At 62.1% G+C, this 14,422-nt stretch carries 16 protein-coding genes; 4 read left to right on the forward strand and 12 right to left on the reverse strand.

The window, feature by feature from the left end; genetic code table 11:
• Nucleotides 1-146 precede the first annotated feature (146 nt).
• On the forward strand, nt 147-545 hold the full coding sequence (locus DKK66_RS06005) for a hypothetical protein (protein WP_045846409.1): 399 nt from the start codon (nt 147-149) through the stop codon (nt 543-545).
• Here the strand turns inward: DKK66_RS06005 and DKK66_RS06010 are convergent.
• Entirely contained in the window at nt 536-916 is a 381-nt protein-coding gene (locus tag DKK66_RS06010; RefSeq protein WP_131356245.1) for a DUF1622 domain-containing protein, read from the reverse strand. The genes DKK66_RS06005 and DKK66_RS06010 overlap by 10 nt on opposite strands.
• Nucleotides 917-1,041: 125 nt before the next feature.
• Here DKK66_RS06010 and DKK66_RS06015 point away from each other — a divergent pair, with 125 nt between their 5' ends.
• Nucleotides 1,042-1,791: a hypothetical protein gene (locus tag DKK66_RS06015; RefSeq protein WP_131356248.1), complete on the forward strand. Its 750-nt coding sequence runs from the start codon at nt 1,042-1,044 to the stop codon at nt 1,789-1,791.
• Here DKK66_RS06015 and DKK66_RS06020 read toward each other — a convergent pair.
• From DKK66_RS06020 to DKK66_RS06040, 5 genes are all read right to left on the reverse strand, one after another.
• Nucleotides 1,788-2,174 (reverse strand): diacylglycerol kinase, encoded by a 387-nt coding sequence (locus DKK66_RS06020; RefSeq protein ID WP_045846412.1) that lies wholly within the window; start codon nt 2,172-2,174, stop codon nt 1,788-1,790. The genes DKK66_RS06015 and DKK66_RS06020 overlap by 4 nt on opposite strands.
• 148 nt (nt 2,175-2,322) lie before the next feature.
• Nucleotides 2,323-3,279, reverse strand: a complete 957-nt coding sequence (gene gshB / locus DKK66_RS06025; protein ID WP_062788398.1) for a glutathione synthase — start codon at nt 3,277-3,279, stop codon at nt 2,323-2,325.
• A gap of 43 nt (nt 3,280-3,322) precedes the next feature.
• On the reverse strand, nt 3,323-4,264 hold the full coding sequence (locus tag DKK66_RS06030; RefSeq protein WP_131356251.1) for a lysozyme inhibitor LprI family protein: 942 nt from the start codon (nt 4,262-4,264) through the stop codon (nt 3,323-3,325).
• A 4-nt stretch (nt 4,265-4,268) separates the two neighbouring features.
• Nucleotides 4,269-5,552: a glutamate--cysteine ligase gene (gene gshA / locus DKK66_RS06035; RefSeq protein WP_131356254.1), complete on the reverse strand. Its 1,284-nt coding sequence runs from the start codon at nt 5,550-5,552 to the stop codon at nt 4,269-4,271.
• Between the two features lie 163 nt (nt 5,553-5,715).
• Nucleotides 5,716-6,663, reverse strand: a complete 948-nt coding sequence (locus DKK66_RS06040; RefSeq protein WP_131356256.1) for a carbohydrate kinase family protein — start codon at nt 6,661-6,663, stop codon at nt 5,716-5,718.
• Between the two features lie 138 nt (nt 6,664-6,801).
• Here DKK66_RS06040 and DKK66_RS06045 point away from each other — a divergent pair, with 138 nt between their 5' ends.
• Nucleotides 6,802-7,290 carry a TlpA disulfide reductase family protein gene (locus DKK66_RS06045; protein WP_131356259.1) on the forward strand — a complete coding sequence of 163 codons (489 nt, stop codon included), beginning with the start codon at nt 6,802-6,804 and terminating at the stop codon, nt 7,288-7,290.
• Between the two features lie 80 nt (nt 7,291-7,370).
• Here the strand turns inward: DKK66_RS06045 and DKK66_RS06050 are convergent, their stop codons facing one another.
• The gene (locus DKK66_RS06050; protein ID WP_131356262.1) at nt 7,371-9,392 is read right to left on the reverse strand and encodes an NADPH-dependent 2,4-dienoyl-CoA reductase; all 2,022 of its coding nucleotides are present in this window, start codon (nt 9,390-9,392) and stop codon (nt 7,371-7,373) included.
• Between the two features lie 228 nt (nt 9,393-9,620).
• On the opposite strand from DKK66_RS06050, the gene DKK66_RS06055 reads away from it, so the two are divergent.
• Nucleotides 9,621-9,989, forward strand: coding sequence for a DUF1294 domain-containing protein (locus DKK66_RS06055; RefSeq protein WP_131356265.1), 369 nt, complete (start codon nt 9,621-9,623; stop codon nt 9,987-9,989).
• On the opposite strand, the gene DKK66_RS06060 is transcribed toward DKK66_RS06055, so the two are convergent.
• The 5 genes from DKK66_RS06060 to purE form a co-directional block, all read right to left on the reverse strand.
• Nucleotides 9,986-10,930: an alpha/beta hydrolase gene (locus DKK66_RS06060; RefSeq protein WP_131356268.1), complete on the reverse strand. Its 945-nt coding sequence runs from the start codon at nt 10,928-10,930 to the stop codon at nt 9,986-9,988. The two genes, DKK66_RS06055 and DKK66_RS06060, sit on opposite strands and share 4 nt — an antisense overlap.
• Before the next feature lie 130 nt (nt 10,931-11,060).
• Nucleotides 11,061-11,642 carry a GNAT family N-acetyltransferase gene (locus DKK66_RS06065; protein WP_045846419.1) on the reverse strand — a complete coding sequence of 194 codons (582 nt, stop codon included), beginning with the start codon at nt 11,640-11,642 and terminating at the stop codon, nt 11,061-11,063.
• 134 nt (nt 11,643-11,776) lie between these two features.
• Nucleotides 11,777-12,658, reverse strand: coding sequence for a phosphoribosylaminoimidazolesuccinocarboxamide synthase (locus tag DKK66_RS06070; protein ID WP_131356271.1), 882 nt, complete (start codon nt 12,656-12,658; stop codon nt 11,777-11,779).
• A gap of 111 nt (nt 12,659-12,769) precedes the next feature.
• Complete coding sequence (locus DKK66_RS06075) at nt 12,770-13,900, reverse strand: 5-(carboxyamino)imidazole ribonucleotide synthase (RefSeq protein ID WP_131356274.1); 1,131 nt, start codon at nt 13,898-13,900, stop codon at nt 12,770-12,772.
• Nucleotides 13,901-14,389, reverse strand: a complete 489-nt coding sequence (gene purE / locus DKK66_RS06080) for a 5-(carboxyamino)imidazole ribonucleotide mutase (protein WP_131356277.1) — start codon at nt 14,387-14,389, stop codon at nt 13,901-13,903.
• Between the last annotated feature and the right edge of the window lie 33 nt (nt 14,390-14,422).

Here is a 14,422-nt window from a genome sequence, read left to right on the forward strand (position 1 = left end):
ATATAATTCAGAAATCAGGCTAAACCGTAAACAGCTAAACAGCCTGATGGCTCTTGCGACGGGCCACATCGTTTCCGAACCATACGCCGCCGCCATCACAGGCGGCGTTCGTCGTTTTACGGGCCATCCCCGGCAAAGCACACATCATGAAAACACACAGCAGCTTCTTTTTTACCGGCGCATCGGTACTGACTCTGTTTGGCCTGGCCAGTGGCCATTGGCTGATGCTTCCCATTGCCTTCCTGCTGGCATTCTGCGGCATGGTGGTGGCCGACCGCGAACAACTGGCGGACATGGATGAACGTACCGCCGCCATGTTGCTGGTGCTTCCCAGCCAGCACCCGCTCTTGCCGCTGGACCATTTCCACGGCAACGACCTGATGTTTTACCAGGCTGGTAGCCCGGTTTACCGCGTTTTGCAGGCCGATGGCGCCCGTTGGGAACTGGTTGGTGAATACGGCAAGGTAGAAGACGATAGTGGCTGCATCCGCGTTTACCCGGGCTATCTGTACCGCCGCCAGCCTCACGTGACTGCTCAGGACTGATCCGTCCGCCGCCCTTCACCCTCGTGCTCGGTATCGCGGATTTCCTTGCCCAGGAAAAAGTTGAGCGCGGTACGCAGCACGGCAATGGCAGCCAGCTTGCCGATCTGGTCCCAGCTTGGCGCCACGGCGGTGGACAGGATGTCAGCCGCCAGTTGCAATTCCAGCGCCAGAGCCAGAAAGCGGGCAAAACTCAGCCGCACCGCATTGAATTGCGCCATGCCAGGCTCAAGGCAGCGCTGCAGGTAGCGCACCCCGGCCACCAGTACGCCAATGCCGATCACCACGGCACCACTGGCTTCCACCGCCAGTTTCAGCCATAGCACCAGATTGAGCACCAGTTTTTCCACTCCGGATTCGGCAGGTGACAGCATGCGTTTTCCTTGTGCTTGTTGGGGAATGCCCAGCATACACACAAGGCGGACAAGCGACAGCTGCTGAGCGCCTGACCATGCAGGCAGCATGTTATGCTATCGGATTATCCAGCCTACCCCACCGCATGCTGTTACTGAAACTGACGCTGGTTCCTGCCTTTCTCTATCTGCTGGCTCTGGTAGCCCGCTACTGGGGGCCACAGCGCGCGGGCTGGATGGCCGGCCTGCCTGTGGTGGCCGGGCCCATCCTGTGGCTGCTGATGCGGGAACATGGCCCCGCCTTTGCTGCCAGTGCGGCGTTGCAGGCCATTGCCGCCATTGCGGCCTCCGAGTTGTTCAACCTGATCTATGCCCGCCTGGCTGCCCGCCTTGCCTGGCCGCTGACGCTGATCTCTGCCCTGTGCGGCTGGTTAGCAGGGGCCTGTCTGCTGCAAAGCCTGATACTGACTCTCCCCGTCGCACTGCTCATGGCGGTACTGGCAGTGCTGATCAACAGCGTCTGCCTGCCCCGCCCACCCCTGTCAGGCGTGGTGGCTACTGTGAATGAAACCCTGGGCTTGCGTATGCTGGCCGCCGCCGTGCTGACCTTGCTGGTCAGCCTGGCCGCCAGTCATCTGGGGGCGCGCTGGAGTGGAATGCTGGCTGTCTTCCCGCTGCTGGCCGTGGTGATGGCGGTGGCAACCCAGCGGGCACAGGGGGTGGCCGCCACCCAGGCATTGTTGCGCGGCATGCTGCTGGGTCGGCTTGGCTTTGCCGGCTTTTGTCTGGCCTTGTGGCTCTTACTGCCGCTGATGAACGGCAATCTGGCGTTCTTGCTGGCTGCCGCCACGGCCATTGGCTTGCAGCTGCTGTCACGCCGTTTGCTGGCAGCCTAGTGGCCGAACAACACCAGCGACCACATGGCCGCCAGGTTGATCAGGCCAAGCAACTGGGCCGCGCTGCCCATGTCCTTGGCGCGCTTGGCCAGCGGGTGGCGCTCTAGTGAAGTGTGGTCCACTGCTGCCTCGATGGCGGAATTGAGCAGTTCGATCACCAGCGTGGCCAGCGAACTGGCCACCAGCAGCGCACGGGCCAGCGGGCTGGCCGGTACGATGAACAGGGCGGTGGGGATGAGGATGATGGCCAGCAAGGCCAGCTGGCGGAAGGCATCTTCATGGCGGAAGGCCGCCTTGATGCCGTCCAGCGAATAGCCAAATGCGTTGATCAATCGGCGAATGCCGGTCTTGCCCTTGAACGGGCTTTCCTCATGCTTGCTCATGTCGGGTCCTGTGATTGCGCAGTGTCAGCCGGGTGGTGCCAGTCTGGCGAGCGGCATGTTAAGCCCTGCACTCCGGTGCAGCAAGCCTGGCTTGCCAGATGGCCAGCGGCGATGGTGCCGCTGGCAGATGACAGGCTGATGGCAAGGCTTAATGTGCGGTGGCGCGTTCCAGTGCGTCGATGTACAGGCCGGCAACGTTCAGGCCGGTCTGATCCATGATTTCGCGGAAGCAGGTGGGGCTGGTGACATTCACTTCGGTCAGGTAATTGCCGATGACATCCAGACCGGCCAGCAGGATGCCGCGTTTTTTCAGCTCCGGGCCCACCGCTTCGGCAATTTCGCGGTCACGGGCACTCAGCGGTCGGGCTTCGCCACGGCCACCGGCAGCCAGGTTGCCACGGGTTTCACCGGCGGCCGGAATGCGTGCCAGGCAGTAGTCCACCGGCACGCCGTCAATCACCAGCACGCGCTTGTCGCCATCGCGGATTTCCGGGATATAGCGCTGGGCCATGATGGTGCGCTTTCCGCGCAGGGTGATGGTTTCCAGAATCACCGACAGGTTGGGGTCGTTCGGGGTCACCCGGAAAATGCTGTCGCCACCCATGCTGTCCAGCGGCTTGAGAATCACATCCAGATGCTGGCGGATAAAGGCTTTCAGACGCGGGGTTTCACCGGTGATCATGGTGGGCGCGGTCAGCTCCGGGAAATTCAGGATGGCCAGCTTTTCGTTGAAATCACGCAGGGCCTGACCGCTGGTGAATACCTTGACGCCCTGTGCTTCGGCCAGCGTGAACAGCTGCGAGGCATACAGGTATTCCATGTCGAACGGCGGGTCCTTGCGCATCACCACCGCATTGAAGGCGGTCAGCGGCTGGCGATGCACATCATCCAGCTTGTACCAGGCCGGATGATCGCCCTTGCGCTCATCGGTGACGGTAAGGCCTCGGGCATCGACCAGCAGACGGCCGCCCTCTACCGACAGCTGGTGCGCCTGGGCATAGCTGATGGCATGACCGCGTCGCGCCGCCTCTTCCATCATGGCAAAGGTGGTGTCCTTGTAAATCTTGAACTGTTCCAGCGGGTCGGCGATGAACAGGATACGCATGCTGCTCTCCAGAGTTGGGGGCGGCCAGCTGGGGCCGTCGGATTCATTGATGATAGTAGGCGTCCAGTGCATAGCGCCGGGTCGATGTTTTCCAGCGGCCATTGACCAGGGTTTCGCGGGTGACACGCACCTGTTTGCCTTCCGGGTCCTGCGCGTCCTCAATCAGCCGCTCCACGGCCTGCAAATGGTGGCGGGCGTCGAACTGGTAATCGGTGGTTTCGTGGTAACAGCAGCCGCTCTTGGCAAAGGTGCGCAGGCGCTTGCGCTTGGCATCCACCTGGAACAGGCCCAGGTTTTCTTCGGTCAGCGTTGATAATTCATCGTTGAACACAAATTGCTTGCGGGCCGTGTCGTACAGGTAAACCCGGTAGGTGGGGCCGCCATAGGGGCCGTCATTACCGTTCTGCACCGCGAAATCGATATGACCGTCGAAGTCAAAATCGGCCGCATTGATCACACCCTGCAAATCATACAGCCGTGCGCTATTGACCAGCGGCTTGCCATTGTCGCCACGCGCCATGTGGACATTGTCCAGCCGCAGTTGCTGGATACGCTGCTGGCTGCGCTGGTCGATGATGTTGATGATGGCCGGGCCTTCGGCTGCCCAGTCACGCTCACCCCAGTCGAGCAGCGTGATGTCAAAGCGGTATGCCGGCATGGCATTGTCGATTTGCTGACGGACCAGCTGCGCGTGCTGCAATTGCGCCAGCCGCTCTTGGTAACGACCTTGCAGGCAGGCCCCATCCGCCTTGCACTCGGCTCGCGGGCCAGCCAGCCACTGGCGCTGGTTATCTTGCAGCAGGCCTTGCTGATTGTGCTGCCGGTAGGCGGCAGCCACTTGCTCGTCCAGCGCAGAGAGTTCCGGCTGGCGGCAGATAGCCTGCTCGGTGGCCGTTGCCGCCTTGCTGCAGTCGAAGCTTGCCGCTGTCGCCAGCATCGGCAACAGAAGCGGCAGCCACAGCAGCAAGCGGCGCAAGGTCGGCATGGACTCAGTCGCGCTCGGGGTCGGTGTTTTCCAGCTCCAGCGAAGCGGCCAGCAGCGCCAGACGGGCAATCACGCCGTAGGCGTAGAAGCGGTTGGGCGCACAGTCCGGCGAGCCGTGCTTGTCCGGCAGGCAGGGGGTTTCGAACGACAGCGGTACAAACTGCATGCCCGGTGCGTTGAGGTTTTCGTCAATGCCACGGCCGGTATGCACGCGGTAGAAACCACCAGTGACAAAGCGGTCCATCATGTATACAACCGGCTCAGCCACCGCATCATCCACGGTTTCGAAGGTGTACACCCCTTCCTGCACGATGACTTCGGAAACTTCCAGCCCTTCTTTCACCACCGACATCTTGTTGCGCGCCTTGCGGTTCAGCCCGATGACTTCTTCCGGGCTCTTCACGCTCATCACGCCCATGCCATAGGTGCCGGCATCGGCCTTGACGATGACGAAGGGGTCGTTCTTGATGCCGTATTCACGGTATTTCAGCTTGATCTTGTCCAGCGTGCCGGCCACGGCTTCGGCCAGCGCGTCCTCGCCCTGGCGGGCATGGAAATCCAGCCCGTTACAGTTGACGAAGTAGGGGTTGATCATCCACGGGTCGATGGAAATCAGCTGGGCAAACTGGTCGGCCACCTGATCGTAGGCGGTGAAGTGGTTGCTCTTGCGGCGCACCGCCCAGCCGGCATGCAGCGGCGGCAACAGGTTTTGTTCCAGATCCTTCAGGATGTCGGGAATGCCACCGGACAGATCGTTATTCAGCAACACCACGCAGGGGTTGAAGCCATCGGCCAGCTTGAGGCGGTTGCCTTGGCGCAGGATGGGTTCGAGCTTGACGATGTCGCCGCCAGCGCTGGTCAGCTCGGTAACTTCGGTGATTTCCGGGTTCAGCGTGCCCAGGCGCACCTTGAGGCCAGCCTGCTCGAAAATGTGCACCAGCGTGGCCACATTTTGCAGATAGAAGGTATTGCGAGTGTGGTTTTCCGGAATAAGCAGGATGCTGCGTGCTTCCGGACAAACCTTCTCCACCGCAGCCTGCGCCGCCTGGATGGATAGCGGCAGGAAGTCCGGATTCAGGTTGTTGTGTCCGCCAGGGAACAGGTTCATGTCTACCGGGGCCAGCTTGAAACCGCTGTTGCGCAGGTCAACCGAGCCGTAAAACGGTGCGGCATGGTTATGCCACTGACTGCGGAACCAGTGCTCGATATGGGGTTGGGCGGTCAGGATGCGGCTTTCCAGCTCCAGCAACGGGCCGGTCAATGCGGTGGACAGATGTGGGACGGTCATGGGCTCCCCTAGGCGTCGGATGACTTGCGAGTAATTGGTCTATGGTGGGGGTTGGCCTTGGGGAATTCAACCCTCTGCCATGAAGGAAAGCTTCATCGCGTGCCATGGGGAAGCGCGCGGAGTGCCATCCGGCACGCTCTTCCCCCGGCCTGGAGCTGGCCGCTCAAGCCAGTGGCCATACTTCCCCATAGGTGCGCTGGTACATGGCCTGCAGTTGTTCCCAGTCGAAAAAGTGGTTCTGGCAACCGGCGGTGGTGACCTTGATGGCGCCGATCATATTGGCCAGACGCCCGGTCAGCTGCCAGTCCAGCTGGCGGCTGATGCCGAACATCAGCCCGGCGCGGAAGGCATCGCCACAGCCCATCGGGTCCACTGGCGGTTGCGGCATTTCCACCCGAGGCAGGTGGATGTGGTCGGCCCCCACGTAGAGATCGGCCCCGCGCGAGCCACGGGTCACCACCACCGCCTGCACCTTGCGCCGCAAATCCTCCACCGTCAGCCCGGCGCGTTCGCGCATCAGCTCGCTTTCGTAGTCGTTGATAGTGATGTAGCTGGCCAGCTCGACAATCTGGTGGATTTCCTCACGCGACAGCAGCGGCAGCTCCTGGCCCGGGTCGAAAATGAAGGGAATACCGGCAGCGGACAGCTCCTGCGAGTGCTGCAGGAAGGCACGATGACCACCGGGCGACAGGATGGCCAGCTCTACCGGCTGCTGGATATCCGCGATGTGATTCTCGGTGGAAAAATCCATCGCGCCGGGATGAAATGCCATCAGCTGGTTGCCGTCTTCATCGGCAATGCCGAAGCACTGGGCGGTGTATTGCTTGCGGATCAGCCGGATGTGGCTGTCGTCCACCCCGGCACGCAGCAGGTGCTGACGGTAGGGCTGGAAGTCCTCGCCCACCGTGCCCATCACCAGCGGCTTTTCGCCCAGCAGGGTGAGGCTGTAGGCGATATTGCCCGCCATGCCGCCAAATTCGCGTCGCATGGTGGGAGCCAGGAAAGTGGTGGAAATCTTGTGCAGCTGATCGGGCAGGATCTGACTGTCGAATCGACCGTGAAACGAGAACAGCGTATCGTAGGCGAGCGCCCCGCATACCAGGAGAGACATGCTCACTCCGAATAAAATTCAACTGAACATTTTAACATGAAACTTTTTTGTGCATGCGGAGCGAAACTTGCACCTGCGCCCTCTCTCCAAAGGCAGCAAACCCGTTTTCCCATTCTGCAAGCTCGTTCCGGAGGCCACATGAACCTGACATCCTTGCGCGCCACGCTGCTGGCCGCCCTGCTCTGCCTACTGCCACTGGCTGCCAGCGCTGCGCCCACGCTGGCGCAAACCCGTTTCACCGACCAGAGCGGCAGCTCGGTATCGCTACGTGCGTATCAGGGCAAGGTGGTGCTGGTGAACTTCTGGGCCACCTGGTGCAGCCCCTGCCGCGAAGAAATGCCCATGCTCAATGCGCTGCGCGAGAAGCTGGCTCCCAAAGGTGTGGAGGTGGTGGGCGTGGCGCTGGACAACAAGGCGGAAACCTATAACTTTGCCCGCCAGCTGAAAATCAACTACCCCATCGTGCTGGGCGACAGCGACACCCTCAGCCTGCTGCGCAGCCTGGGTAATCCGGCTGGTGCGCTGCCTTACAGCATCATCCTGGACCGCAATGGCAAGCAGGTGGGCAGCTTGCTGGGCCGTCTGAACGAAAAGAACCTGGAAGACACGCTGCGTCACTTCCTGTAAGCCCTGCGCCAGCCCGACAACAAAAATCCCCGCCATTGCCGGCGGGGATTTTCATTTCTGCCAGCGGGTGGCTGAAGTCATCAGAGACTGGCCGCCAGCTCGCTGCCCTGACGGATGGCACGTTTCGCATCCAGCTCCGCCGCCACATCGGCACCACCAATCAGGTGTACCGTCTTGCCGGCATCCTGCAGCGGCTGCTGCAATTCGCGCAGCGGGTCCTGACCGGCACAGATGATGACGTTATCCACGGCCAGTACTTGCGGCTCGTCCTTGATGATGACATGCAGGCCGGCATCATCGATTTTCTGATAGCTGACGCCGGACAGCATCTTCACCTTTTTCATTTGCAGGCTGGCGCGATGGATCCAGCCGGTGGTCTTGCCCAGGCCATCTCCCACCTTGCTTTGCTTGCGCTGCAACAGGCAAACCTCACGCGGGCTGGCATGCGGCTGCGGGCCTTGCGGGCTGAGGCCACCGGGGTGTGCCACCTGCATGTCCACGCCCCATTCCTGCATGAAGGCCGCCACATCCAGCGAGGTGGATTTGCCTTCATGGGTGAGGAATTCCGCGGTATCAAAACCGATGCCACCGGCACCGATGATGGCGACACGCTTGCCCACCGGCTTGCCGTGCTTGAGCACATCCAGGTAATTGAGCACCTTGGGATGGTCGATGCCGTCGATCTGCGGCAGGCGCGGCGCAATGCCGGTGGCCAGTACCACCTCGTCGAAGTCGCGCAGCATGGCGGCATCGGCGCGGGTGTTCAGTCGCAATGTCACGCCGGTCGCGGCCAGACGGCGGTCGAAATAACGCAGGGTTTCGTAGAATTCTTCCTTGCCAGGAATGCGCTTGGCCACATTGAACTGGCCACCGATTTCGCCTGCGGCATCGAATAGCGTCACCTGATGGCCGCGTTCGGCGGCAACGGTGGCACAGGCCAGGCCTGCCGGGCCAGCGCCCACCACGGCAATCTTCTTGCGCTGCAGCGCCGGGGTGTAGTTGAGTTCGGTTTCGCGGCAGGCGCGCGGGTTCACCAGACAGCTGGTGAGCTTGCCCTGGAAGATGTGGTCCAGACAGGCCTGATTGCAGCCGATGCAGGTGTTGATTTCATCGCCCTTGCCGGCTGCCGCCTTGTTGACGAAATCCGGGTCGGCCAGGAAGGGACGCGCCATCGACACCATGTCGGCACAGCCGCTGGCCAGGATGTCTTCTGCCACTTCCGGGGTGTTGATGCGGTTGGTGGTGATCAGCGGAATGTTCACCTTGCCCATCAGCTTTCTGGTGACCCAGGCAAAGCCGCCACGCGGCACCATGGTGGCAATGGTGGGGACACGGGCTTCGTGCCAGCCGATGCCGGTATTGATGATGCTGGCACCGGCGCGTTCGATCTCCTGCGCCAGTTGCACCACCTCGTCCCAGCTGCTGCCGTCCTGCACCAGGTCCAGCATGGACAGGCGGTAGATGATGATGAAGTTGCTACCCACGGCGGCACGCACGGCCTTGACCGTTTCGATGGCGAAGCGGATGCGGTTTTCAAAGCTGCCGCCCCAGTCATCGGTGCGCTTGTTGGTGGCGCGGGCGATGAACTGGTTGATCAGATAGCCTTCCGAGCCCATCACCTCGACGCCGTCATAGCCGGCCTGCTGGGCGAGTCTGGCACAGCGGGCGAAGTCGGCAATGGTTTGCCACACCTCGGCGTCGCTCAATTCACGCGGGCGGTAAAAGTTGATGGGCGCAATCAGCGGCGAGGCCGACACGCATTTTTCCTGAAAGCTGTAACGGCCGGAGTGCAGGATCTGCAAGGCAATCTTGCCGCCTGCGGCATGGACGGCATCGGTCACCTTGCGGTGGTCCGGCACATGCTGTTCATCGGCCAGCATGGACGCGCCTTCGGCCACACAGCCTTCCGCATTCGGCCCCACCCCGCCGGTCACGATCAGGCCGACACCACCACGGGCGCGTTCGGCGTAGAAGGCAGCCATCTTGTCGAAACCACCGGGCGCTTCTTCCAGCCCGGTATGCATGGAGCCCATCAACACGCGGTTTTTCAGTGTGGTAAAGCCCAGGTCCAGCGGGGCCAGCAAATGCGGATATGCAGTCATGTTTCGTCCTCGTCGACGTGGCGAGCAGGCGCTCACCCTGATTGTGGTTCAGCAGCCGGTCATTTGCCGGCATGGCATGCATTATTGTCACTCGACAATACTTACTAGTAAGTAAGTTGTCAACGCAAGCCATCGCCCGGATGTGCTCCTGCACTGCGCATGCGCGCTCACCTTGCTTGGCGTGTACAGGCAGCCTGCTTACACTGTGTCTTTTCTGCTGGAAAACCCATGTCCCTGCCCCGCCCACTGGCCAATCTGCTTGCCCTGCCACCCTTGCTGGCCGCTGGCAGCTTTGCGCTCACCGACAGCCTGTTCTGGCCCGTCCTGCTGTATCTGGCCATGAGCCTGCTGACCTTTGCCGTATATGGCTGGGACAAACGCCAGGCCGTGCATCACGGGCGTCGTACACCGGAAAAACTGCTGCACTGGCTGGAGCTGTTGGGCGGCTGGCCGGGCGGCTTGCTGGGCCAGTACTGGCTGCACCACAAATCCAGCAAGGGCAGCTACCAGCTGATGTTCTGGCTGATCGTGGTGGCACACTGGCTGCTATGGGGCAGCTGGATTGCCTGGCGCTGGCATGTGGCGCATGCGGTCTAGGTGCGCCGTCGCGTTGCCGCCTGAATGGCCGCATCCAGCCATTGCAGCAGGTCGGTCACCACTTCATCCCGATTGGTTTCGTTGAACATCTCATGCCGCCCGCCAGGGTAAACCTTGCTGCTGACATTCAGCAGGCCGGCCTCCCGATAGCGGATTTCCAGCTGGCCCAGCGCCAGGCGTCCCAGGCTGACCGGGTCGCGGCTGCCCGCCAGCAGGTAGACCGGGCAATGCCGTGGCAGATTATCGCCGGCCCTGGCCTCACCCCTCTCCAGCGCGATGATGCCGCTAAACAGGTCCGCCCATAGTCCGGGTGCGGGGTCGAAACCGCATAAGGGATCGGCCAGATAAGCATCCACTTGTGCCGTATCGCGTGACAGCCAGTCCACCTTGGTGCGGGCCGGGAAAAAGCCCAGATTGAAGCTGCCAAAAATCAGCCTTGCCATGAAGGCGGATGGCACATCGTCCCCGCCGAGCCGGCCTGCCAGCCAGGCCAGCTGACGCAGCAGCCAGGCCAGCGGGCGCTGCCGGTAACCGGTGGCCGACAACACCAGCCCGTCAAGCCTGGCACCATGTTGCAAAAAGTAATGGCGGGCAATGAAGGAGCCCATGCTGTGCCCCAGCAGGATGAGCGGCACCGCGGGATGCTGGCTGGCGACTAACTGGCGCACGTGGTCGACATCCGCCACCACCTTGTTCCAGCCATCCTCGGCGGAAAACCAGCCATGACGGGCAGCGTGCGGGCCATGGCCGCGATGGTCGTGGGCGTAGACCGCAATTCCGTGTTGCGCCAGTTGCAGGGCCAGCGGCTGGTAACGGGCAGCGTATTCGCTCATGCCGTGGCAGATCAGCAGTGCGGCCCGTACCGCCACGCCTGCCGGCGGCTGCCAGCTGCAGCCATGAATGCGGTGGCCATCGGCCACCTGCAAGGTGAAGTGCTCCATGTTTTCCTCGTTGCCGGTTGTGCGCTTGCCGGCAAGGCCGGGGACGCAACTGTTTCCATCAGGCTGCGCAGGCGCAGGCATGGCTTAAGAAAACACGAATCGGCAGGACATGACAACCGCAATGCTGCAATCAGGCCAGCATCCGCGCCGGATCGAACTGCAGATTGGTCAGTGAGGTAAGCACATGGTCGCGCCATGCGCCGTTGATATACAGGTAATCGCGCGCCAGGCCTTCCTCGACAAAGCCCAGGCGCCGCAGCAGGGCGGCGCTGCGCTGGTTGTGCGGCTGGTAATTGGCTTGCAGGCGATGCAGGCGCAAGTCGTCAAAGGCAAAGCGGATGATCTCGCTGACCGCTTCGTGCATCAGCCCCTGCCCTTGCAGGCTGTGGTCGATGCCATAACCCAGATGTGCCGCCTGAAACACCCCGCGCACGATATTGCTCAGGCTCACTGTCCCGACAATGCGCTGCGGCTCTTCCGGCAGGGTAAGCAAATAGCGCGCGCACATGCCCTGCTCCCAGCCCAGCGCCTGCTGGCGCAACTGCATGGTCCAGTACAGCTCGGTGTAGAACATGTCTCCGGGCTTGGGGTCCCACGGGGCAAAGTGCTGGCGGTTGGCTACCTGATAATCCAGCATGGCGCGGGCCAGCCCGGTATGGGGCGGCAGCAAGTGCAAACGCGGGGTGACCAGCACGGCTTGCAAGGTGGTCATGAGGCACATCCTTCGACAATGGCGGCAGACAGGCAGTGTAAGCGTTGCGCCATGCCTCACTCAAGCGCCACGCCGGATGCGACAACGCCCGGACAGGGCCGGGCGTCGGGTCTGGCTGTGCTGCGCGTGGCGGCTTAGTTGCCGGTCAGGCGTTCCAGTGCCTCGCGGTATTTGGCCGCGGTTTTTTCGCGCACGTCCAGCGGTACTGCCGGGGCCGGCGCCTGCTTGTTCCAGCCGGAGGCTTCCAGCCAGTCACGCACGAACTGCTTGTCGAAGGACGGCGGATTGGTACCGGCAGCGTAGCTGTCGGCCGGCCAGAAACGGCTGGAGTCCGGGGTCAGCGCTTCGTCCATCAGTACCAGGGTGCCGTCTTCATCCAGGCCGAACTCGAACTTGGTGTCGCAGATGATGATGCCGCGCTTGGCGGCGAATTCGGCAGCCGTCTTGTACAGCAGGATGGCGGTGTCACGCACCTTGGCAGCCAGCTCGGCACCAACGATGCCCACGCACTGCTCGTAGCTGATGTTTTCGTCGTGATCGCCCACGGCCGCCTTGGTGGACGGGGTGAAGATGGGTTCGGGCAGCTTGCTGGATTCCTGCAGGCCGGCCGGCAGTGCAATGCCGCACACGGTGCCGGACTTCTGGTATTCCTTCCAGCCGGAACCGGCCAGATAACCACGCACCACGGCTTCGATCGGCACCGCTTTCAGGCGCTTGGCCACCACGGCACGGCCTACTACTTGCGGCAGGTCTTCGGCGGACACCACGTCTTCCGGCTTGTCACCGGTCAGGTGGTTGGGTACCACGTCCTTCAGGGTTTCAAACCAGAAGTTGGAAATGGCAGTGAGGATCTGGCCCTTGGCAGGAATCGGGTCGTCCAGAATCACGTCAAAGGCGGACAGACGGTCGGTGGCGATCATCAGCATGCGCTTGTCGTCGATCTCGTACAGATCGCGTACCTTGCCGGAGTAGATTTTCTTCAGGCTTTTCAGATTGGTGGTGTTGAGTCCGCTCATGACACGTCCTTGCTAAAGGCTGGGCCGGCCTGCCTTGTGGGCGGGCTGGCGATTTTGAAAACGGGTGGGCTCCGCCGCCAACCGGTAGTCGACTGGCGGAGCCGGAATGGCTTACAGCGTATCCTTCAAGGCCTGCGCCTGTTCCAGTGCCTCGTCGGCAGTGGCGGCCATCACGTTGAAGTGGCCCATCTTGCGCCCCGGACGCGCCTGCTTCTTGCCGTACAGGTGCAGCTGGGCGTTGGGGGCCTCGGCCAGTACGTCCCAATTGGGCTCGCCGCCGTCTTCCTTCCATACATCACCCAGCAGGTTCACCATCACCACCGGGCTGAGCAGGTCGGTACGGCCCGGCAGCAGGCCGCACATGGCGCGTACTTGCTGCTGGAACTGGTCGGTGAGACAGGCAGTCAGGGTGTAATGGCCGGAGTTGTGCGGGCGCGGGGCGATTTCATTCACCACCAGGCTGTCGTCGGCCAGCACGAAGAATTCCACCGCCAGTACGCCAACGTAGTCCAGCGCTTCGGCCAGATTCTGCGCCATCTGCTGGGCGGATGCCGCCAGCGCCGGAGCAATGCGTGCCGGGACAATGGACACGTCCAGAATGCCGTTTGCGTGGCTGTTTTCCGCGACCGGAAACACCGCCATCTGCGCCGCACTGACGCGGGTGACAATGGCCGATACTTCCAGCTTCAGGTCCAGCATTTTTTCCAACACACAGGCCTGACCACCCAGATTGGCATAGGCTGCGCGGGCTTCGTCCTGAGTGCTGACCCGTACCTGGCCCTTGCCGTCGTAACCCAGACGCGCGGTTTTCAGGATACCGGGCAGGTAGGGCGTGAGGTCGACCTGGATGTCTTCCACGCTTTCAATGGCCAGATAGGGCGCAGTCGGCAGACCGGCCTTGTTGATCCAGGCTTTTTCGGCAATGCGGTCCTGGGCGATGGCCACACAGTCACCCGAGGGCGATACACGGGTGGTACGGGCCAGTTCGCGCATGGCGTCGGCATTGACGTTTTCAAACTCGGTGGTGACGGCGGCACAGGTCTGCGCCAGCGTCTTGAGTGCATCGGCGTCGTTGAACGGGGCGCACAGGTGCACATCGGCGAACTGGGCGGCCGGCGCATTGGCATCCGGGTCCAGCACCGTCACGCGGTAGCCCATGGTCTTGGCAGCCACGGCAAACATGCGGCCCAGCTGGCCGCCGCCGAGAATGCCCAGCATGGACGGTGGCAGGATGGCCGCCATTTATTCCACCTCCGGCAAGGTCATGCCCAGCACGGTTTCTTCCTGGCGCTTGCGGAAGGCGATCAGTTTCTCGGCCAGTTCCGGTACGGCATTGGCCAGCATGGCCACGGCAAACAGCGCGGCATTGGCGGCACCGGCTTCACCGATGGCAAAGGTGGCCACCGGAATGCCCTTGGGCATTTGCACGATGGACAGCAGCGAATCCTCGCCACGCAGGTATTTGGACGGCACCGGCACGCCCAGCACCGGCAGGTGGGTCTTGGCGGCCAGCATGCCCGGCAGGTGGGCAGCACCGCCGGCACCGGCGATGATGGCTTTCAGACCGCGCTCGGCGGCGGTTTCAGCGTATTGGAACAACAAATCCGGGGTACGGTGGGCGGAGACGACGCGGGTTTCGAAAGCGACACCGAAGTCTTTGAGCACGCGCGCGGCGTTCTGCATGACTTCCCAGTCGCTATTGCTACCCATCACGATGCCGACTTCAATCATGGCGGTGAAGCTCAGGGAGGAATAAAGACGTGA

The sequence above is a fragment of the Aquitalea sp. USM4 genome (assembly GCF_004328945.1).
GTDB classification, from domain to species: Bacteria; Pseudomonadota; Gammaproteobacteria; order Burkholderiales; family Chromobacteriaceae; genus Aquitalea; species Aquitalea pelogenes.

What these genes read in the sequence shown, in the direction of transcription:
- DKK66_RS06005 (WP_045846409.1), top strand. Translation starts at nt 147, where the DNA reads ATGAAAACACACAGCAGCTTCTTTTTTACCGGCGCATCGGTACTGACT.
- DKK66_RS06010 (WP_131356245.1), bottom strand. Translation starts at nt 916, where the DNA reads ATGCTGTCACCTGCCGAATCCGGAGTGGAAAAACTGGTGCTCAATCTG.
- DKK66_RS06015 (WP_131356248.1), top strand. Translation starts at nt 1,042, where the DNA reads ATGCTGTTACTGAAACTGACGCTGGTTCCTGCCTTTCTCTATCTGCTG.
- DKK66_RS06020 (WP_045846412.1), bottom strand. Translation starts at nt 2,174, where the DNA reads ATGAGCAAGCATGAGGAAAGCCCGTTCAAGGGCAAGACCGGCATTCGC.
- gshB (WP_062788398.1), bottom strand. Translation starts at nt 3,279, where the DNA reads ATGCGTATCCTGTTCATCGCCGACCCGCTGGAACAGTTCAAGATTTAC.
- DKK66_RS06030 (WP_131356251.1), bottom strand. Translation starts at nt 4,264, where the DNA reads ATGCCGACCTTGCGCCGCTTGCTGCTGTGGCTGCCGCTTCTGTTGCCG.
- gshA (WP_131356254.1), bottom strand. Translation starts at nt 5,552, where the DNA reads ATGACCGTCCCACATCTGTCCACCGCATTGACCGGCCCGTTGCTGGAG.
- DKK66_RS06040 (WP_131356256.1), bottom strand. Translation starts at nt 6,663, where the DNA reads ATGTCTCTCCTGGTATGCGGGGCGCTCGCCTACGATACGCTGTTCTCG.
- DKK66_RS06045 (WP_131356259.1), top strand. Translation starts at nt 6,802, where the DNA reads ATGAACCTGACATCCTTGCGCGCCACGCTGCTGGCCGCCCTGCTCTGC.
- DKK66_RS06050 (WP_131356262.1), bottom strand. Translation starts at nt 9,392, where the DNA reads ATGACTGCATATCCGCATTTGCTGGCCCCGCTGGACCTGGGCTTTACC.
- DKK66_RS06055 (WP_131356265.1), top strand. Translation starts at nt 9,621, where the DNA reads ATGTCCCTGCCCCGCCCACTGGCCAATCTGCTTGCCCTGCCACCCTTG.
- DKK66_RS06060 (WP_131356268.1), bottom strand. Translation starts at nt 10,930, where the DNA reads ATGGAGCACTTCACCTTGCAGGTGGCCGATGGCCACCGCATTCATGGC.
- DKK66_RS06065 (WP_045846419.1), bottom strand. Translation starts at nt 11,642, where the DNA reads ATGACCACCTTGCAAGCCGTGCTGGTCACCCCGCGTTTGCACTTGCTG.
- DKK66_RS06070 (WP_131356271.1), bottom strand. Translation starts at nt 12,658, where the DNA reads ATGAGCGGACTCAACACCACCAATCTGAAAAGCCTGAAGAAAATCTAC.
- DKK66_RS06075 (WP_131356274.1), bottom strand. Translation starts at nt 13,900, where the DNA reads ATGGCGGCCATCCTGCCACCGTCCATGCTGGGCATTCTCGGCGGCGGC.
- purE (WP_131356277.1), bottom strand. Translation starts at nt 14,389, where the DNA reads ATGATTGAAGTCGGCATCGTGATGGGTAGCAATAGCGACTGGGAAGTC.